This window comes from Lentzea sp. NPDC054927 (assembly GCF_053610285.1).
Window position 1 is genome coordinate 326314 of sequence record NZ_JBSGXZ010000004.1, and the last position, 17623, is coordinate 343936.

Genomic DNA, 17623 nt, shown 5'->3' on the forward strand with positions numbered 1-17623 from the left:
TGGAGTAGTCCGGTAAGGGGAGGGCACGTGGGGGCGGATCCGGGGCGGGTGGCGACGCGGGCGGAGTTGGTTCGCGAGCTCGAGGTGCTCAGGGGCAACGCGGCGCGGGGGAGTGGGCGCACGCGGGTGTCACTGGCTGACCTCGCCAAGCGGATCGAGGTGCCTCGGTCGACGGTCCACACGTACCTGACCGGGCAGACGTTGTTGCCTGCCGAGGTGCTGGACCGGATCGTCATCGCGCTCGGTGGCACTGCGGACGACCAGCGGTTGTGGGCGGACGCGTGGGATCGTGTGGCTGCTCATGAGCATTCGAGCAAGCCGGCTCCGTCGGTCACCCGGCCCAGGCAGTTGCCGGCGGACGTGGCCGCGTTCACCGGGCGGGCGGCCGAGGTCGGGGAGCTCGACGGGCTGTTGGCGCAACCGAACCGGACGGTGTTGCTGACGGGCACTCCTGGTGTGGGGAAGACGGCGCTCGCCGTGCACTGGGGGCAGCGGGTGGCGGCGAAGTTCCCGGACGGCCAGCTCTACCTGAACCTGCGCGGTTACGACGTCGGCGCGCCGGTGTCGGCTGCCGATGCGGGCTTGAGTCTGTTGCGGGCGCTGGGGATCAGCGAGGTGCCGCAGAGCCTGGACGAGCGGACCGGGTTGTTGCGGTCGGCGTTGGCGGGGCGGCGGGTGTTGCTCGTGCTCGACAACGCGAGCAGCGCCCAGCAGGTGCGGCCGCTGCTGCCGGCGTCGGCTTCCTGCTTCGCCGTGGTCACCAGCCGGGACGCGCTCACCGGGCTGGCCGTCGTGGACGGCGCGCACCGGATCGACCTCGACGTGCTGACGGTGGAAGAGGGCGTGGAGCTGCTCAAGAGCCTGTTGGGCCAACGCGTCCACTACGAACGGCACGCGGCGATCGAGCTCGCGGAGCTGTGCGCCCGGTTGCCGCTCACCATCCGGATCGCGGCCGAGTTCGCGCGGCACGAACCGCTCAAGGAGGTCGTTCGCCACCTTCGGGCAGAAGGGCTCGACCTGCTCGACAGCAGCGGTGATCCGCGCAGCATGGTGCGCGCGGTGTTCTCGTGGTCGTACCGGCAGCTCAGGCCGGAGGCAGCCGAACTCTTCCGCCTGCTGGGTCTGCATCCCGGCCGCGACTTCGACGTTCCGCTCGCGGCCGCGCTCATCGGCACCGATCTGGCCGATGCCGCTGTCCGAGTCGAGCAGTTGATCGCAGCGAACCTCTTGCAGGGCAACGGCCGCTACGAAATGCACGACCTGCTCCGCGCCTACAGCCGGGAACTGACGGTGGCCGGTCCGGCGACCACGCGGTTGATCGACCACTACATCGACGCGCACACCGCCGCACTGGCGCTCGCCTATCCCCGCCACTTCGACCTCGCGGAACGGCCGGAGATCCCGTGGCTGACCGACGCCGACGTCGCGCGGGACTGGCTGACGGCCGAGGCGGACAACGTGGTCGAGGTCGTCAAGCTCGCCGCGGACACGGGGCTTGGCGCGGCGGCACGGCAGTTGGCGCACGTGGCCAAGCGGCACCTCGAAACCACCTCACGCGGGCCGCAGGCGATGCGCATGCACCACATCGCGCTCGACACCGCGCGGGCCGACGGCGATCCGGCCGGGGAAGGCGAGGCGCTGCGCAACCTCGGCGTGGCGGCGGAGGTGATGGGCAGGCCGCTCGACTCGCTCGACTGGCTGCGGCAGAGCTCGGACGTCTGGCTGCGGCTGGGCAACCACCGGCGCCACGCCAACACGTTGAGCAGCATCGGCATCACCCTCGACTCGCTCGGCCGGTTCGACGAGGCGATCGCCGCCCACGAGGAGTCCGTCGAACTGCTCCGGCACCTCGACCAGCCGCAGCAGCTCGCGATGGGCTTGCTGAACCTCGGCGTCACCCTGGAACAACAAGGAGAGCTCAATCGCGCGCTGGCCAACCAACGCGCGGCGCTGGAGACGTTCCGCACGCTGGACGACCAACTCGGCCAAGCACACGCTCTGACCAACCTGGGCAACGTGCTCAACCAGCTCGGCGACCACGGCGAGGCGTTGCTGATGTTCGACGAGGCGCTGGCCGGCTACCGCGCGCTGGGCAGCAGGATCGGCGAGGCGTTCGTGGTCAAGTTCCGCGGCTCCGTGCACAGGGCGAAAGGTGAGCACGACCTCGCGATCGTCCAGTTCGAGGACGCGCTGCGGATCTGCCGCGAAGCAGGCGACTCCTCGCTGCAGGCCGAGGTGCTCAACCACCTCGGCTTCGCCCGCGGCCTCACCGGCGACCAGCCGGCGGCACGTGCAGCCCACCACGAGGCGCTGGCCCTCGCGACCGAACACGGCTACCGGCTGGAAGAGGCACGGGCCCTCGAAGGGCTCGGCACCATCGCCAGGTCCACCGGTGCCGCGGTGAGCGCGAAACGGCATTGGCAGCAGGCCTTGGAACGGTACGAGGCGATCGGCGTGCCGGATGCCGAACGACTGCGGGCGGCCCTCGCCCAACTGTGAACGTCCAGGGTTGTCCAGCTTCGTCCAGAACCGGGCCCTGGACACCCGGTTCGCTGTTGAGCTGTGGACATGAACATCAAGAGGTTTGCGAACGCCATCGGACCGTTCTCGAACTGCGCGTGCCGCTGCGAGTAGCTCGGGGCGTGAGCCAACGGTGGCGCGTCGAGGGGTCGCGCCACCGTTTTCTACTCGGAACGAGCCCGTGGAGCAATCGATTCCACAGTGGTTGATCTGCGGAAAGCGGTTTGACCGAGCGGGCAACCGGTCGTCGCCCCACGTACGCCGTTCGGCGCCGACAGTGGCCATTCGCCGACGTGACCAACCGCTCGCACGGCTGTGATCGCCACACTCGGGGGATGGGGATTCTGGCGGGCAAGGCCGTGGTCATCACCGGTGCCGGGCAGGGTTTGGGGCGGGCGTTCGCCGGCCACGCCGCCGCGCACGGGGCCGCCGTGGTGATCAACGACGTCGACGAGCCGCTCGCCAAGCAGGTTGCCGACCTCATCACGCTCCAGGGCGGCAAGGCCGTGGTCAGTGCCGGCAGCGTCGCGGATCCCGAGCAGGCAGAGGCCATGGTCGACACCTGCACGGCGGCGTTCGGCCGGATCGACGGGCTCGTCAACAACGCCGGCATCCGGTACCAGGCCGCGATCGGCGCAGACGACCCGCAGAACATGCGCGAGCTCATCGAGATCAACGTGCTGGGGACGCTCTACTGCACCAACGCCGCGGTCAACAGCATGCGCAGGGGGTCGATCGTCAACCTCGGCTCGGTCGCGATGGTCGGGCAGCCGACGGCACTCACGTACTCCGCGTCCAAAGGTGCCGTTGCGAGCATCACGGCCGGTGCGGCGAGTGAGCTCCACGAGAGAGGGATCCGGGTCAACGCCGTGTGCCCGGTTGCCTGGACGCGGATGTCCGTGGCCGACACCAAGGCCGTCGTCCAGAGCGCGCCGCCGGAGACGATCGCGCCGCTGGTCACGTACCTGCTCAGCGACCGCGCGGCGAAGGTCACCGGGCAGCTGATCAGGTTCGCGCACGGCAAGTTGCACGTCATGGGGCAGACGTCGCCGAAGCCGCCCATCATCGAGAACCAGGGCTGGGACGTCGACAAGATCGCCGATGCCTTCGAGCGTCAGCTCGAACCGGAGGACCCGGCGTGGGTGCGTTGGGGTGTCAAAACGTGACGCACGGCCGTGCACCAGGCAGAGTGGCCGCGTGGATCAGCGCGAGATCATGCAGCGGGCGCTCGGCGTCCTGACGCTCAGCTACGACGGCGCCGAGTCGACCGACTACCTGCGCACAGCCCTCAAGTCGTTGCAGGAGGGCGTGTTCAGCTACGAGGTCAAGGTCGACGGTGAGCTGAACGAGGCCGGCGCGCAGGCGCTGAAGCAGGCGATGGACCAGGTCCTGTCGCAGTTCGGCTGGTTCACGGCAGGGCTGCTCTACGCCTTTCACGGCGTCGCTCAGGCTTACGAGAACGACTACGAGGACGCCGACGTGCAAGAGGTGCTGAGGCAGATCGCCATCAGGCTCGCTGAGTGAGTTCCGCTCGGACGCCGTCGGAGAACGGCGTCCACGCCTCGACCGCCCACGGGCCGAAACGCAGGTCCGTCAAGGCGACGCAGGCCGCGGAAATCTCCGGATCGACCCACAGGAACGTGCCGGACTGACCGAAGTGCCCGAACGTGCGCGGTGAGAAGGAAAGCCCCGTCCAGTGCGGTGATTTGCCGTCACGGATTTCGAAACCGAGACCCCAGTCGTTCGGTTTCTGCATGCCGTAACCGGGCAGCACGCCGTTGAGCCCGGGAAACACGACCGAAGTCGCCTCGCCGACCAGCTCGGCGGAAACCAGCTTGGGCGCGAGCAGCTCGGCGGCGAACAACGCCAGGTCAGCGGCACAGGATTCGGCGCCTGCACCGGCCGAACCGACCAATGCCGAAGATTTCATCCCCAGCGGCACAAAAACAGCCTCGTGCAAATACGTGGCGAACGGCATCTCGCAAGCAGAACCGACAAAAGATGCCAGCACGTCGAAGCCCGCGTTGGAGTAGATCCGACGAGTCCCCGGCGCGGCCTGCACCTCGGCCTTGTCGAACGCGTAACCGGCGGTGTGCGAGATCAGGTGCCGCACGGTCGCACCGGGTGGCCCGGCCGGCTGGTCCCACTCGACCGCGCCCTCCTCCACGGCCACCAGCACGGCGTACGAGGTCAGCAGCTTCGTCACCGACGCCAGCGGGAACACGCGCTGCTGATCACCCAGCGACCCGGCCACACCGGCAGAAGACACGACGGCCACGGCCACGTTCTCGACAGGCCACGACGCTGCCGCTTCCAAGCTCCGCATGGGACAGACGTTAACGTCAGGGGGTGACAGTCCGGGAACTGATCGTCCTGGGAACGGCCAGCCAGGTTCCCACGCGCCAGCGCAACCACAACGGCTATCTGCTGAGGTGGGACGGCGAAGGCTTCCTCTTCGACCCCGGCGACGGCAGCCAGCGGCAGCTCCTGCGATCAGGCGCCGCTGCGAGCGACATCACCCGGATCTGCATCACCCATTTCCACGGCGACCACTGCCTCGGCGTCCCCGGCATCGTCCAGCGGCTCAGCCTCGACCGCGTCCCGCACACCGTGCACGCGCACTTCCCGAAGTCAGGCGCGCACTTCTTCGAACGCCTCCGCTACGCCAGTGCCTTCTACGACGCCGCGGACATCAAGGAAGAGCCGGTCGAGGACGACGGCCGGATCGCCGAGGGCAAGTTCGGCACGCTCGAGGCGTACCGGCTGGACCACGGCATCGACAGCTTCGGCTACCGGCTGGTCGAACCGGACGGCCACCGCATGCTCCCCGAGAAGCTGAAGGAGCACGACATCCAGGGCCCGCAGATCCGGATCCTCCAGGCCCAGGGCGAGCTCGACGGCGTCAAGCTCCAGGACGTCAGCGAACCCCGCAAAGGCCAGAAGTTCGCGTTCGTCATGGACACCAGGCTCTGCGACAACGTCTTCGAGCTCGCCGACCGGGCCGACCTGCTGGTGATCGAGTCGACCTACCTCGCCCGCGACACGAAGCTCGCCGGCGACCACGGCCACCTCACCGCCCAGCAGGCCGCCCGCGTCGCGCAGGACTGCAAGGTCCGCAAGCTCGTCCTCACGCACTTCTCGCAGCGCTACGAGGACCCCGCCGAGTTCCTCGCCGAGGCGGCGCAGGAGTTCGACGGCGAGATCGTCATCGCGAAGGACCTGGACCGGATTCCGGTGCCGAAGCGAGCCACTGGTCCCTGACGATCTCGGCCAGCTCCGACGAACGCGGCTCCCAGCCCAGCGCACGCAGTTTCGACACGTCGGCCCGCAGTGATCGCGCCTCGCCGGGGTGTGCGGGCCTCCACGTCACGTCCACGGTCCGCCCGGTCACCTCGGCGACGGTCGCGAGAACGTCCTTCACGGACGCGGGCGTCGCCGCGACGTTGTAGACCGACGACGTGCCCACGGAACAAGCCTCCAGCGCCACGACGAAAGCAGCAGCAACGTCGCGTACGTGCACGAAGTCCCGCACGGCCCCACCGTCGCCGTAGACGTCCATCCCGGGCACCGTTCCGGCGGCGCACGCCACGGCGCGGGTGATCACCCGACTGGTGTCCGTGTCACCACCTCCAGCGACGTTGAACAAACGGAGAGTGGTCGCCCCGATCCGCCCGGACCGCGCCGCCCACGCCACGAGGTCCTCGGCCGCCGCCTTGGTCGCCGAGTACGGGGAAGAAGGTTCCCTGACGGACTCCTCGGTCAGCGGAGCGTCCGACGGCCGGTACACCGTGCCAGTCGACGCGAGCAGGAATCGTTGGCCCTTCAAGGCTTTCAGCAGGTTGAGCGTTCCGGCCACGTTCGTCTCGTAGTACGAAAGTGGATCTTCGAACGACTCGCGCACGCGCGCCACGGCCGCCAGGTGGATGACGGCGTCCACATCGGGCGACTCGAACGGCTCTGACATGCGTTGACGGGACAAAACGGGTTCATGGCCATGAACCCGCAGCTCACGCACCACGGCACGGCCGACATACCCAGTGGCACCGGTCACTAGAACTCGCACAAGTTGACCCTAAAGGTCGACGAGGGTTGCGCCGATAACACACGAGTGAGTTACCCCCATCGCGCTGTGCACACGAGCATCGCCGGACTCCTGCACGACGTAGCCGTGCACGAGTTCAAGCGGCAGGAGTTCCTGCGCAACGTGGCCGAGATCGTGGGAGCCGCACCCGCGCCCGGTCCCGCCGAGCTCACCGCACCGCTGCCCGCGATCAACCCCAGGCGCAGCTTCCTCAACCGCGTTGACCAGGTCCTCAGGGACGCGGCACGCTCCTAGTGAGCGACAAGATCAGCATCTGATCCACTCGTTGCCGGGCTTGAGCCGACAGGCCCGTCGTAACATTCATCCGGCCGTTGCCGGACCGTGCTTCGACACACATACCGGGTGGCTCTACGCTACGCGTCACCCGGCGATCGCCGGTCACGTCCTCCGCTTCTCTTAAGCGAGTTTTCGGCGATGAATCATGTCCTCGCAGCGCTCAACGAGCGCCTCGGCAGGTTGTTCGGTGACCGGCTGGTTGTGCTGGCCGGTGGCACGCGTCTGGCTAAGCGCGCGCACGAGCTCCATACGCTCGGTGCACGCCATACGCTCGTGCTCGATACCGACGATCACGCCCCGCTGCATGATTCGGTGATCGCCCGTTGGGTGTCACTGGGCATCAAGGGCGGCTTCGTCGCGGTCGAGCAGCGCCGTCTCAGCAAGCTGCTGACCAAGCCCGGCGCCCAGGTCCGCGCGATCCTCAACGAGTTCGACGCGAACGCAGAAGCCGTGGTGATCAGCACGCCCTACAACGAGATCGCGACGTTCGAGGGCCGCCCGGTCCTCAACGCGCGGCAGCACAAGTGGGTCGAGCTGGAGAACAAGACCACGATCGACGCGCTCTGGGACGACCTGAACGCTCGCCGTGCGCCCGCGATGGTGTTCGACCTCGACTTCGAACGTCTCTGGGGCGCCTCGGAGATCCTGGACCGCGGCGCGGGCGTCGTCTGGTCCGGTGACGGCCCGGCGATCAACGGCGGTGCGAACTTCGTGCGTCGCGTGCGCACGTACGAGGAGGCCAAGGAGGCCTTCGACGTGCTCGCGCCCAAGTGCGACCAGGTGCGCGTGATGCCGTTCCTGGAAGGCATTCCGGTGAGCGTGCACGGCATCGTGTTCCCGGACGGCACCGCGGTGCTGCGCCCGATCGAGATGGTCGTGCCGCGCCGCCAGGGCCAGGCCAAGTTCCTCTACGCGGGCTGTGCGTCCTACTACGACCCGCCCGTGTGGATCCGCGACGAGATGCGCAACCTGGCCCGCCGCGTCGGCGAGCACCTGCGTGAGACCGTCGGCTACCGCGGCACGTTCACGCTGGACGGCATCGCGACCGAGGACGGCTTCCTGCCGACCGAGATCAACACCCGCTACGGCGGCGCGATGGTGTGCTTCGAGGACGCCGTCCCGACGCTGCCGCTCGCGCTCGTGCAGGTCGCCCTGGTCGCCGGCTGGGACCTCGGCATCTCCTCCATGGAGTTCGAGGAGTGCGTGCTGCAGGCCGCGGACAACCACCGCTCCGGTGCCGTGGGCGCCAACGTGCGTGCCGTGCAACCGACCCAGGTGGACGAACGCCGCGTGATCTTCACCGGCTGGGCGTGCCGGCTGGCGCACCCCGAGGAGCCTGCGCACGCGACGCTGCGGCTGAGCCCGTCACCGATCGGCGGACGCCTCGACCTCGACCTGCACCGCGAGAACATGCCTGTCGGGGCGCCCGTGGCGGCGCTGACCGTCGCGGCGTTCGCACTCGCGGACCAGGAGTGGGGGACGGGCCTCGGTGCCCTGGAACCCGCCATCGCGATCGAGGACGCCACGCCGGTCGAGGAGTCCTTCGAAGAGGCAGTGATCGCTTAAGAGCGGTCTACCAGGCGCCCTCGTCGCCGTACGCGGAGATGAGGGCGAACCGGTAGCCCATCAACGCCGCGGCGACCTCACGTGGCTGGTGCGCCGGCCGCACCAGCCCTTCGCCGAGCACCTTCGGCCGATCCACCCCGACTAACTCGGGCGACCGCTTCAGCAGCGTCACGGCGATCTCGGCCGCGTCGGCGAGCATCTCCTCGCCGGGCAGGTCGATCATGTCGTTCATCAGTCCACCGACGAACGCGGGCAGGTTCTCCGGCACCGCGCAGGCCAGCGCCACCAGGCACGCGACCCGTTCGGACGCCAGCGCCTCGAAGATCTTCGGCGCGCCCTGGGCGACGGCGTGCCGGGTCTGGGTCAGCCAGTCCGGCGCGGTTCGTGGCAACTCACGCCCGAGAGCGTTCCACCGGCGGTGCGTGCGCCGGCCGTCCTCGGTGAACCCCTTGCCCGCCAACGCCATGGCGGCCAGCAGGAAGATCACCCGGTCCCGCACGTCGGCGGCGACCTTGTAGGAGGCACCCAGCTCCACCAGGTACGGCACGGCGCAGAACGAGGCCTCGGAGACGGTGTCGTCGGTCAGCAGCCGGTCCGCCAGCGAGGCGAGCGCGTCCAGGCGGACGTCGGCGTTGGGGTCGACGAGCGAGCGCAGCAGACGGGGCACGCGACCGGCGCCACCCCGGCCGTCGTACACCTCGACCCAGGAAATCCTGTCGAGTCCGCGCAACGGGTCAGGCCGTTGCCAGGCGCGCGGCAGCTCCATAGGGCGGAAAGGTACGGGATGTCAGGGAAGGCTCCTCGGAGCCTCGCCCGTACGATCTCGTGGTGTCCTTCTCGGTGGCCGACATCTTCTCGGGTGCGGGCGGCATGAGCTTCGGCTTCCACGCCCACCGCGACTTCCGGGTCGTGGGTGCCGCCGACGCGCAGATCGGCAAGCCTTCTTCTCGCTTGGGTTCGTTGCGTTGCAACGACACGTACCGCGCGAACATCGGCGTCGACCCGTTGGAGGTCGACCTCGCGAGGGTGTCCCCGTCGGCGTTGCGCGAGGTCTGGGGCCTGAAGCGCGGCCAGCTGGACGTGTTGCTCGCGTGCCCGCCGTGTTCGGGCTTCAGTCGCATCACCGCCCAGAACCACCTCCGTGACGACCCGCGCAACTCGCTGGTCGGCCGGATCGCGGTCTACGCGGAGGAGCTGCGCCCGAAGGTCGTGCTCGTCGAGAACGCCCGTGAGCTCGTCAAAGGCAAGCAGCGGCACCACTTCGACAGCCTGGCGGAGGACCTGACCGCGCTCGGCTACTCGGTCGCCGGCGGCACGCACATGCTGTCCAAGTTCGGCCTGCCGCAGTTGCGCGAGCGGACGTTGATGGTGGCCGTGGACGCTGGTCTGCCGTTGCTCACGCTGGACGATCTCTGGGCGGGCAGGGTCATCCGCCCGTCCGCCATCACGGTCCGGCGCGCGATCAGCAAGTTGCCGGTCGTCGCGGCGGGCGAGGCGCACCCGGAAGACCTCATTCACGTGTCGCCGACCTTTTCCCAGGACCGCAGCCTGGAACGAATGCGTGCAATTCCCGCGAACGGCGGTTCGTGGGCGGATCTGCTCCGGTCTCCGGAGACCGCGGAGTTGTTGAATCCGGCACAACGCAAGATCGTCGAACAGCAGAACTGGGGTTCGCACCCCGATGTCTACGGCCGGTTGTGGTGGGACGAACCGGCCAGGACCATCAAGCGGGAATGCGGCCACGTCGGAAACGGCCGTTATGCCCACCCCGAGCAGCACCGGCTGTGCACGGTCCGCGAGATGGCGCTCCTGCAAGGGTTTCCGCGGCAGTTCCGGTTCGACGTGTCGATTCTCGGGAACGCCTACCGGCACGTCGGTGACGCCGTTCCACCGCTGATCGCCTACCAGTTGGCCGGGCTGACCCGGTGGATTCTCACCGGTCGCCGCCCTGAGCCCCGCGAGATGTGCCTGCGCGGCACTTCACTGCGTCCCGGCGACATTCGGCCGGTGGAAGTTACCGAAATGGTTGCCTAGAGCTTGAACCGCCACCGGTGATCATCCGTAGCGGGACGTCTCAATTGATAACTGTTCGGCAACGAATTTAACGTCACCTGACAAAATGAATGCATCGCGGGCCTATCCACTGTGGACACCCTGAGTAGCTTTCCGCAGGTCACGCACGGTATGTGATGGGCGTTATACCTCACACCATCGGGTGTCACCCCTTCGGATAGTGTCCCGCTCGCTTCCTGTCGGTTCAGTGTCGATGACGACGTGCCGACCGTCCCGGCGGGCGACTGACTTTCTACGCGTTCGGGCTAACTTCACGCGATCAAGGAGACCCATGGCTTCCCGGTTGAGGATCGGCGCGGCGCTGCTCGGCGCCACCGCGCTCCTGGCTATCTCGACGCTTCCGGCCTCTGCCGACGTCATCGTCATCCCGGACCAGGGCAACAAGCCCAAGGGCGAGAAGGTCGCGTTGAAGCGGGGTGTCGGCAACCTCCCGGACCACGGTGAGAACTACCTCGACACGTCGGTCATCCAGCTGCGCATCAAGGACCAGAACGAGTCCCGGGTTTACGCGTACTGCGTCGAGCTGCCGACCGAGCTCAAGGACGGCGACCAGCTCCGCGAAGCGCCTTGGGGCACGCACCCCAACAAGGACTCCAAGTTCCCGCAGAACGCGGGCAAGGTCCTCTGGATCCTGACGAACTCCTTCCCCGGCCTGGAGATGAAGGACGTCAAGACGAAGTGGGGCGAGCAGTTCTCCAAGGAGGAGACGATCGCGGCCACGCAGACCGCGATCTGGCACTTCACCGACGGCGCTGAGCTGGACATGGGCGACAACCGCAACAGCGCGGACGTCAAGACGCTCTACACGAAGCTCGTCGAGCAGGCCGAGAAGAACGAGATCAAGGACCAGCCGAAGCCGACGCTGGAGATCGAGCCCGCCTCGCAGTCCGGCAAGTCCGGCGAGAAGATCGGCCCGTTCAAGGTCACCACGACCGCGTCCGAGGTCAAGCTCACCGCCGACCTCCCCGAGGGCGTCACCATCACCGACGCCGCGGGCAACCCGCTCGCCGTGCAGAAGAAGGACGACAAGCTCGCCGTCGCCGGCACGGGTGACAAGGTCTCCGAGTTCTTCGTGAACGTCCCGGCCGGCACGCCGAACGGCAACGCCTCGTTCAAGCTCTCGGCCGAGGCCACCCTGCAGATCGGCCGCCTGTTCGTCGCCAAGGACAAGGCGTCCACGGGTGACGACCAGAAGGCGCAGTCGCTCGTCGTCGCGCAGCCGTCGAAGGCCAAGGTCGAGAAGGAGGCGAAGGCCGACTGGAAGCTCGAGGTCAAGCCGTCCGAGCCGACCACGCCGTCCTCCACCTCGCCTTCGTCGTCGACCCCGGCCACGACGCCGACCACCACCACGACCACGCCGGCCAACCCGGCGCCGGGTGGCGGTGAGGACGACCTCGCCTCGACCGGTGCCTCGATCCTGTGGCCGCTGGTCGGCGGTCTGGTGCTCGTCGGTGCCGGTGTCGGTGCGCTGTTCGTCGTGCGCCGCAAGAAGGCCGGTGCCTGAGTAATCAGCACCTCCTAGACGAACGCCCCCAGGGTCCGCGCCGGTCCTGGGGGCGTTTGCCGTTTCCTGGCAACGATCAGCGGCGGCTGAGTCCCGCCACGCTGATGTCGCCGTCAGCGATCGCGACGTCCCGGTTCGAGGAAGCGCCGGAGAAGATCGCCCGTGCCGGGTCGCGGAAGTTCTCCACGATCTCGACGCGCTGCACCGGCTTGGCCGTCGGGATCACGGCTTCCGGCTTCCACGTGCGGCCGAGGCACACCAGGTAGGTGTTCACGTTCGGCTTGCCGTCCTCGGTGGCGTAGACGCGCCAGGTGAACGGGTCGATCGGCTCCATGTCACGGACGCGCAGCCCCCGTGCCACTTCCTTGGTCTCCCAGCTGCGACCGTTCCAAGTGGACATGTAGTTGCGCAGCGGCCCCTTGTCCGGGTCGCCCATGAACCACAGCAGGAACGGCCTGCCCAGCGTCGTGCCGACGAGCTGGATGTAGTCGGGGGACTTCACCGCGTTCGGCAGGGTCAACGGGGTCTCCGCGACCTTCAGGTACTGCTCCTGGTCGGCGTCGTCGATCTGGGTGCCCAGATCCTTGCCGGACGCCGAGTAGAAGTGCCGGTTGTGCGGGTCGAACCACGCGTAGTAGATGTTGCGGTGGTACCGGTCGTGCAGATGTCCTTCAGTGCCACCACCCGCGAGCGTGTAGACGATCCGCACGCGGCCGTTGTCCTCCTGGCGCAGCTGACCGATGTAGATCTCGTTCATGTTGTCCGCGCGGGACGTCGAGCCGATCGCGAACCGGTCGCCGGTCAGTTCCGTGGAGGTCTTCCACGTCTTGCCGTTGTCCTTGGACACCACGTAAAGCATCGGACGCGTGTCCGTGGGCGTCACGTGGTCGAGGTCGCGGGTCGTCTCGCGGTAGAACACGTAGATCGTGCCGTCGCGCGTGACGAACGGCATCGGGTACGTGGCCGCGTTCTTGGAGATCAGGGTCTCCTCCCAGACGCCGTCGGCCGAGTTGGCCTGGGGCGAACGGGACATGCGCAACTCGACGTTGTGCATTCCGCGGAAGATCAGCAGGTGCCCGTCCCTGGCCTGGACCATGGTCGGGTAGTTGTGCGCGTCCTTGTCCCCGTCCGCAATCCGGTTGGGCGCGGACCAGGTCGACTTGCGGTGGTCGTACGTCTGGACGTAGCTGTCCTCGTACTGGCCGGCCCACGAGATGAACGTCTTGTTGACCTTGCGGTCGTAGACCCCGCCCGCGACCGGGCGCCGGTCACTCCTGGCCGCGACGCTCGTGGCCGTGGTCGTCACCGTGAACTTCGCTTTCCCCTGAACATCGGCCGTGGCGTGGGCCGAAGGGACTGCGACGAGCGGCAACAGCAGTACAGCGGACATAACTCCACGCAGGAGCCGTGTCATGTGGCGTGTCCTCCTGGTTCTGGCCGCGACGGCGGCCGACCAGGCGGCGGCAAGGCACATCCTCGTTGTCACCGAGCCGACTTGTCCAGGCGCAGTTAGCGTGATCGCTGGCTATCACCACGCGGGCCCCACTCGGGTACCCTGCGTCAGGAGCGGAGGAGCACCACATGAACTTCGACGAGATCAAGAACAAGGCCATGGACCTGGCCGAGGAACACCACGAGCAGGTCGACAAGGGCGTGGACGCCGCAGCGGATTTCGTCAGCGGCAAGTTCGGTCACGACCAGCAGGTCGACTCGGTCGCCGAGAAGATCAAGGACATCCTTCCAGGTGGATGAGTGAACTCCTTCAACGCCACTGACGCGGGGCGGGTCACCTCCACCGGAGAGACCCGCTCTCCTTCTGCCCGCAGGCCAGAGATGATCACCTGGCAGGGCATTCACGAGCCACGGCTCGAGCAGGTCCGGTTGCTCCTCTCGAGCGACCAGCGCCTGCGCGCCTCGGGCCGTCTGGTCGCCGCCGGCCCCGACGAGCAGTTCAACGCCTCGTTCGAGGTCTCCGTCGGCGAAAGCGGCCAGGTGAACAGGCTCCTGCTGCGCACGGCCACAGTCCTCGAAGAGCGCCAGTGCTCGCTGTCGAGGACCGAGGACGGCGCCTGGCTGGTCGACCACGGCCAAGGCAGCAAGCGCGAGACGTTCAACGACGCTTTGGACGTCGACGTCCAGTTCGCTGTCCTGTTCAACGCCATCCCGATCCGGCGTCTGGGGCTGCACCGCGAACCGGGCGAGCACGCGCTGCCCGTCGTGCGCGTGTCGTTGCCCGACCTGACGGTGAAGGCCGTGACGCAGACGTACAAGACCGTGTCCGTGGGGGACGAGGTCTCGGTCGTGCGGTTCAAGAGCGGCGGGTTCGAGCAGAACGTCAAGGTCGATGCGAACGGCCTCGTCGTCGAGTACCCGTTGATCTCGAAGCGGATTTAGAACCCCTCCAAGAAGTACTTCCTTCGTGGCGAGTCGTGTCCAAACGATGGAGGCGGAGGGGTCACGCCTTCTAGCGTCCGACCATGCCGAAACGATTCTCGAGCGTGGTCGGTCGCTCGTTCGGTGATGGCGTTCGTGCCGCCATCCAGGCCGCCGGTTTGACCCAGCGCAAGGTCGCCGAGCTGACCGATTGGGAAGAGGCCAAGGTCTCCGACCTGGTCAGGGGCAAGGGCGGGGTCACCGAGGTCGAGTTGGCAATGCTCCTTGGCCTCTGCGGCGTCAAGCCGGACGAGGCGCGGCGGCTGCTCGCGCTCTACAGGGAGACTCGCGAGAAGGCTTACCTCCAGTTCGACGAGGGCGGACTGGAGAGCCCCCTCCGCACCCTGATCGACCAGGAGCGACTTGCCACCGAGCTCGCCATCTGGTCGTTGACACTCATCCCCGGCCTCCTGCAGACGCCTGCCTACATCCACGCCGTGTCCGAGGGCGGGATGGTTCTGACGGAGCGGCACGATGTCGAAGCCGCGATCAAGATGAAGCTGGAGCGGCAAGCGATCTTCCACCGCAGTCGGACGTTCGTCTTCTACGTGCACGAACATGCGCTCCGCCTGCCGGTTGGAGGTGTGGACGTGATGAAGGCGCAGCTGCTCCACATCCTGGCGATGACAGTGCGCCCGTACATCACGGTCCGAGTCGTGCCCATCTCGGTCGGCGCGCACGCAGGTGCCGCGGGCTCGTTCGTACGGCTGGGGTACGAGAAGTTCGAGCCTGTGGTCTACCTCGAAGGCGAGCGGACCGGCCTTTTCTTGGAGGACAAGGACAGCTTGGCCTACTACGACGATGTGCTGAAGGCGCTCGATGGGCTGGCCTTGGATGAGGAACAATCGAGGGAGCTGATCACCAGCATCGTGTCCTGAGGAGGCGCCGGAGATGTTGACGTGGCGGAAGAGCAGCTACAGCCAAGCTTCGAGCGACTGCGTTGAGGTTGGTCGTGGTGTCGGCATCCGAGACAGCAAGGCGCCGACCACGCACCTGCCCCTCTCGGACAAGGCGTGGTCGGCGTTCCTCACCTACATCATCTCGCCCAGCACCTCCGGGTCGATGATGATCGGCGACGGACGGTAGGCCGGCGGCTCGACGCCCATCAGCGAGCGCACCAGGAAGTCCCAGCAGCGCGTCCGCACGTAGGCCAGCCGGTCGATGAACAGGTGCTCGGCCCCCGGCACGATCAGCATCTCGAAGTCCTTGCCGGCCGCGATCAACGCGTCGGCCAGCCGCAGCGCGTGGTCCGGGTGGACCGTGTCGTCCAGTTCGCCGTGGACCAGCAGCAGCTTTCCTTCCAACCGGTCCGCGATCTCGACGTTCGAGGCGCGCAGCCATGCCGATGGGTTGTCGGCGCCGTCGCACGACTCCGCCCAGCCCAGCCCGATGTACCGGGCGTCGTGCGAGCCGGAGAGCGCCACACCGGCGTGGAACGTCTCGGGGAAGGCGAGCATCGCCCGTCCTGCGGCGAACCCACCGCCGGAGTGGCCCATCACGCCGACGCGGTCGAGGTCCATCCACGGCCGTGTAGCCGCGAGCTGCTGTAGTGCTGCGACGTGGTCTTCCAGGTTGCCTGCGTCGGACAGGCGTCCGTACGAGACGTCGAGGAAGGCCTTGCTGCGGCCAGGGGTGCCGCGTCCGTCGAGGGCGACCACCACGAAACCGAGTGCTGCCAACGGTTCCGCGTCCAGGCCCATGCCGCCGGGGTCGAAGCACGGGTCGACCCTGGTGACCTGCGGGCCGGGGTAGACGCTGTCCACGACCGCGTAGCTCTGCGACGGGTCGAAGCCGCGTGGCTTGTAGAGCACGCCGTAGATGTCGGTGAGACCGTCCGCCGCCTTGACGCAGAAGCGTTCCGGGGCGGTCCAGCCGGTGGCGAGCAGCCGGGTGATGTCGGCGGTTTCCAACGACACCAGCACGTTGCCGGACCAGTCGCGGACCACGGTCGTCGGCGGAGTGTCCACAGTGGACGCGGAGTCGACGAAGTACCGCTTGTTCTCCGAGACCGTGACGACGTGGTCGAGCGAGTCGTCCGTGAGGCGGGCGAACCCGGTGCCGTCCAAGGCGATCCGGCACACCGTGCGGCGGTACGGGTCTTCGGGGACCAGGCCCGACGCGGTGAAGTACACGATTCCGTCGTCGACGTGCAGGATCTCGCGGACCAGCCACTGGCCGGAGGTGACCTGGCCGAGGAGTTCGCCGGTGTGCAGGTCGTAGCGGTAAAGGTGGCCCCAGCCGTCGCGCTGCGAGAACCACAGCACCTCGTCGTCCAGCACGCGGACGATCGGCAGGCCGTACATGAACTGGTTGGGGCCGACGCGGTTGGAGCCGGTCTCGCTCACGACGACCTGGACCTCGCCGGTGCGGGCGTCCATTCGGTTGAGGGTCAGGGTGTGCTGGTCGCGGGGGCGGCTGAGGAAGTAGACGGCCGAGCTGTCCGCGGCCCACCACGCCCAGCCGGCCATGATCGGCGAGAACTCCGGCATGAGCAGCGGTTCGGTCTGCGCGAAAACCGTGGTGTTGTCGGCGATGTTGAAGACGACCAGTTCGGCCAGCGGCATGGCCGGGTCGCCGGGGTGGGCGTAGCGCTGGGTGTGCACGCGGGGTGCGCTGCCGTCGGCGGGGCGTGACTCGATCAGGTGGGTCTGGCGGACTTCGCGCTGGTCGGTGCGGTGGGCGAGGACCTTGGTCGAGTCGGGCGACCACGCCAACGCGGGCGGCATGTGCGGCAGGCCGAACTTGCGCATCAACGTGCTGTAGCTCATGGCGTCCGGGCCGTAGCCGTACCCGTGGTCCTGCACGCCGTCGGTGGTCAGCGCCCACTCGCGCTCGCCGGAACGGGCCCAGAGGTCGTGACCGCGGCGGGAGACGGCGACCTTGCCGTCCGGGGAGGAGACCTCCAGCGGGTTGCCGGGCGGGGCGATGAACGGCATGGGGTCGAAGCCCGGCGTGCGGGTGCCCGCGGCCGGGTCGACGACGATGAACTGGCGGTCGTCGCCGTCCCGGACCTGGTACCAGAAGCGGGCACCGCCGTCGATCCACTGTGGACGGACCTTGTCGCCGACGACGAGCTCGCCTGGGCGGGCGGCGCGGCGGAGGAGTTGTTCTGCGGCTTGGTAGTTGTCGGCGGTGCTCATGGTGGTTCT

18 protein-coding genes are annotated in these 17623 nt (G+C 67.8%); 12 read left to right on the top strand and 6 right to left on the bottom strand.

Annotated elements, in window-relative coordinates; genetic code table 11:
- The first annotated feature begins 27 nt into the window (after positions 1-27).
- The 3 genes from ACWGE0_RS09730 (at position 28) to ACWGE0_RS09740 (ending at position 4044) form a co-directional block, all read left to right on the top strand.
- Positions 28-2499, top strand: a complete 2472-nt coding sequence (locus ACWGE0_RS09730; RefSeq protein WP_452260478.1) for an ATP-binding protein — start codon at positions 28-30, stop codon at positions 2497-2499.
- 356 nt (positions 2500-2855) lie between these two features.
- The gene (locus ACWGE0_RS09735; protein WP_452260479.1) at positions 2856-3686 is read left to right on the top strand and encodes an SDR family NAD(P)-dependent oxidoreductase; all 831 of its coding nucleotides are present in this window, start codon (positions 2856-2858) and stop codon (positions 3684-3686) included.
- Positions 3687-3717: 31 nt separating this feature from the next.
- On the top strand, positions 3718-4044 hold the full coding sequence (locus ACWGE0_RS09740) for a hypothetical protein (protein WP_452260480.1): 327 nt from the start codon (positions 3718-3720) through the stop codon (positions 4042-4044).
- On the opposite strand, the gene ACWGE0_RS09745 is transcribed toward ACWGE0_RS09740, so the two are convergent.
- On the bottom strand, positions 4028-4846 hold the full coding sequence (locus ACWGE0_RS09745; protein WP_452260481.1) for a serine hydrolase domain-containing protein: 819 nt from the start codon (positions 4844-4846) through the stop codon (positions 4028-4030). The genes ACWGE0_RS09740 and ACWGE0_RS09745 overlap by 17 nt on opposite strands.
- A gap of 23 nt (positions 4847-4869) precedes the next feature.
- Between ACWGE0_RS09745 and ACWGE0_RS09750 the strand changes: the two genes are divergently transcribed.
- Positions 4870-5781: a ribonuclease Z gene (locus ACWGE0_RS09750; protein WP_452260482.1), complete on the top strand. Its 912-nt coding sequence runs from the start codon at positions 4870-4872 to the stop codon at positions 5779-5781.
- On the opposite strand, the gene ACWGE0_RS09755 is transcribed toward ACWGE0_RS09750, so the two are convergent.
- Positions 5726-6583, bottom strand: coding sequence for an NAD-dependent epimerase/dehydratase family protein (locus ACWGE0_RS09755; RefSeq protein WP_452260483.1), 858 nt, complete (start codon positions 6581-6583; stop codon positions 5726-5728). The genes ACWGE0_RS09750 and ACWGE0_RS09755 overlap by 56 nt on opposite strands.
- Positions 6584-6649: 66 nt before the next feature.
- Here ACWGE0_RS09755 and ACWGE0_RS09760 point away from each other — a divergent pair, with 66 nt between their 5' ends.
- Positions 6650-6856, top strand: a complete 207-nt coding sequence (locus ACWGE0_RS09760) for a hypothetical protein (protein ID WP_452260484.1) — start codon at positions 6650-6652, stop codon at positions 6854-6856.
- A gap of 162 nt (positions 6857-7018) precedes the next feature.
- Here ACWGE0_RS09760 and ACWGE0_RS09765 read toward each other — a convergent pair whose 3' ends face one another.
- Positions 7019-7192, bottom strand: coding sequence for a hypothetical protein (locus ACWGE0_RS09765; RefSeq protein WP_242642230.1), 174 nt, complete (start codon positions 7190-7192; stop codon positions 7019-7021).
- Positions 7193-7210: 18 nt separating this feature from the next.
- Here ACWGE0_RS09765 and ACWGE0_RS09770 point away from each other — a divergent pair, with 18 nt between their 5' ends.
- Entirely contained in the window at positions 7211-8464 is a 1254-nt protein-coding gene (locus ACWGE0_RS09770) for a hypothetical protein (RefSeq protein WP_452260485.1), read from the top strand.
- 7 nt (positions 8465-8471) lie between these two features.
- Here the strand turns inward: ACWGE0_RS09770 and ACWGE0_RS09775 are convergent, their stop codons facing one another.
- Positions 8472-9230 carry a hypothetical protein gene (locus tag ACWGE0_RS09775; protein WP_452260486.1) on the bottom strand — a complete coding sequence of 253 codons (759 nt, stop codon included), beginning with the start codon at positions 9228-9230 and terminating at the stop codon, positions 8472-8474.
- Between the two features lie 62 nt (positions 9231-9292).
- Between ACWGE0_RS09775 and ACWGE0_RS09780 the strand changes: the two genes are divergently transcribed.
- On the top strand, positions 9293-10498 hold the full coding sequence (locus ACWGE0_RS09780; RefSeq protein ID WP_452260487.1) for a DNA cytosine methyltransferase: 1206 nt from the start codon (positions 9293-9295) through the stop codon (positions 10496-10498).
- 310 nt (positions 10499-10808) lie between these two features.
- The gene (locus ACWGE0_RS09785) at positions 10809-12041 is read left to right on the top strand and encodes a thioester domain-containing protein (protein WP_452260488.1); all 1233 of its coding nucleotides are present in this window, start codon (positions 10809-10811) and stop codon (positions 12039-12041) included.
- Between the two features lie 76 nt (positions 12042-12117).
- Here the strand turns inward: ACWGE0_RS09785 and ACWGE0_RS09790 are convergent, their stop codons facing one another.
- Positions 12118-13431 (bottom strand): BNR-4 repeat-containing protein, encoded by a 1314-nt coding sequence (locus tag ACWGE0_RS09790; protein ID WP_452260489.1) that lies wholly within the window; start codon positions 13429-13431, stop codon positions 12118-12120.
- A 191-nt stretch (positions 13432-13622) separates the two neighbouring features.
- On the opposite strand from ACWGE0_RS09790, the gene ACWGE0_RS09795 reads away from it, so the two are divergent.
- The 4 genes from ACWGE0_RS09795 (at position 13623) to ACWGE0_RS09810 (ending at position 15560) form a co-directional block, all read left to right on the top strand.
- The gene (locus ACWGE0_RS09795; protein ID WP_452260490.1) at positions 13623-13793 is read left to right on the top strand and encodes an antitoxin; all 171 of its coding nucleotides are present in this window, start codon (positions 13623-13625) and stop codon (positions 13791-13793) included.
- Positions 13794-14435, top strand: a complete 642-nt coding sequence (locus ACWGE0_RS09800) for a putative glycolipid-binding domain-containing protein (RefSeq protein WP_452260491.1) — start codon at positions 13794-13796, stop codon at positions 14433-14435.
- A gap of 104 nt (positions 14436-14539) precedes the next feature.
- Positions 14540-15352, top strand: coding sequence for a helix-turn-helix domain-containing protein (locus ACWGE0_RS09805; RefSeq protein WP_452260492.1), 813 nt, complete (start codon positions 14540-14542; stop codon positions 15350-15352).
- A gap of 13 nt (positions 15353-15365) precedes the next feature.
- Positions 15366-15560, top strand: a complete 195-nt coding sequence (locus ACWGE0_RS09810; protein ID WP_452260493.1) for a DUF397 domain-containing protein — start codon at positions 15366-15368, stop codon at positions 15558-15560.
- Here the strand turns inward: ACWGE0_RS09810 and ACWGE0_RS09815 are convergent.
- Positions 15506-17614, bottom strand: coding sequence for a DPP IV N-terminal domain-containing protein (locus ACWGE0_RS09815; RefSeq protein WP_452260494.1), 2109 nt, complete (start codon positions 17612-17614; stop codon positions 15506-15508). The genes ACWGE0_RS09810 and ACWGE0_RS09815 overlap by 55 nt on opposite strands.
- Positions 17615-17623: the final 9 nt, after the last annotated feature.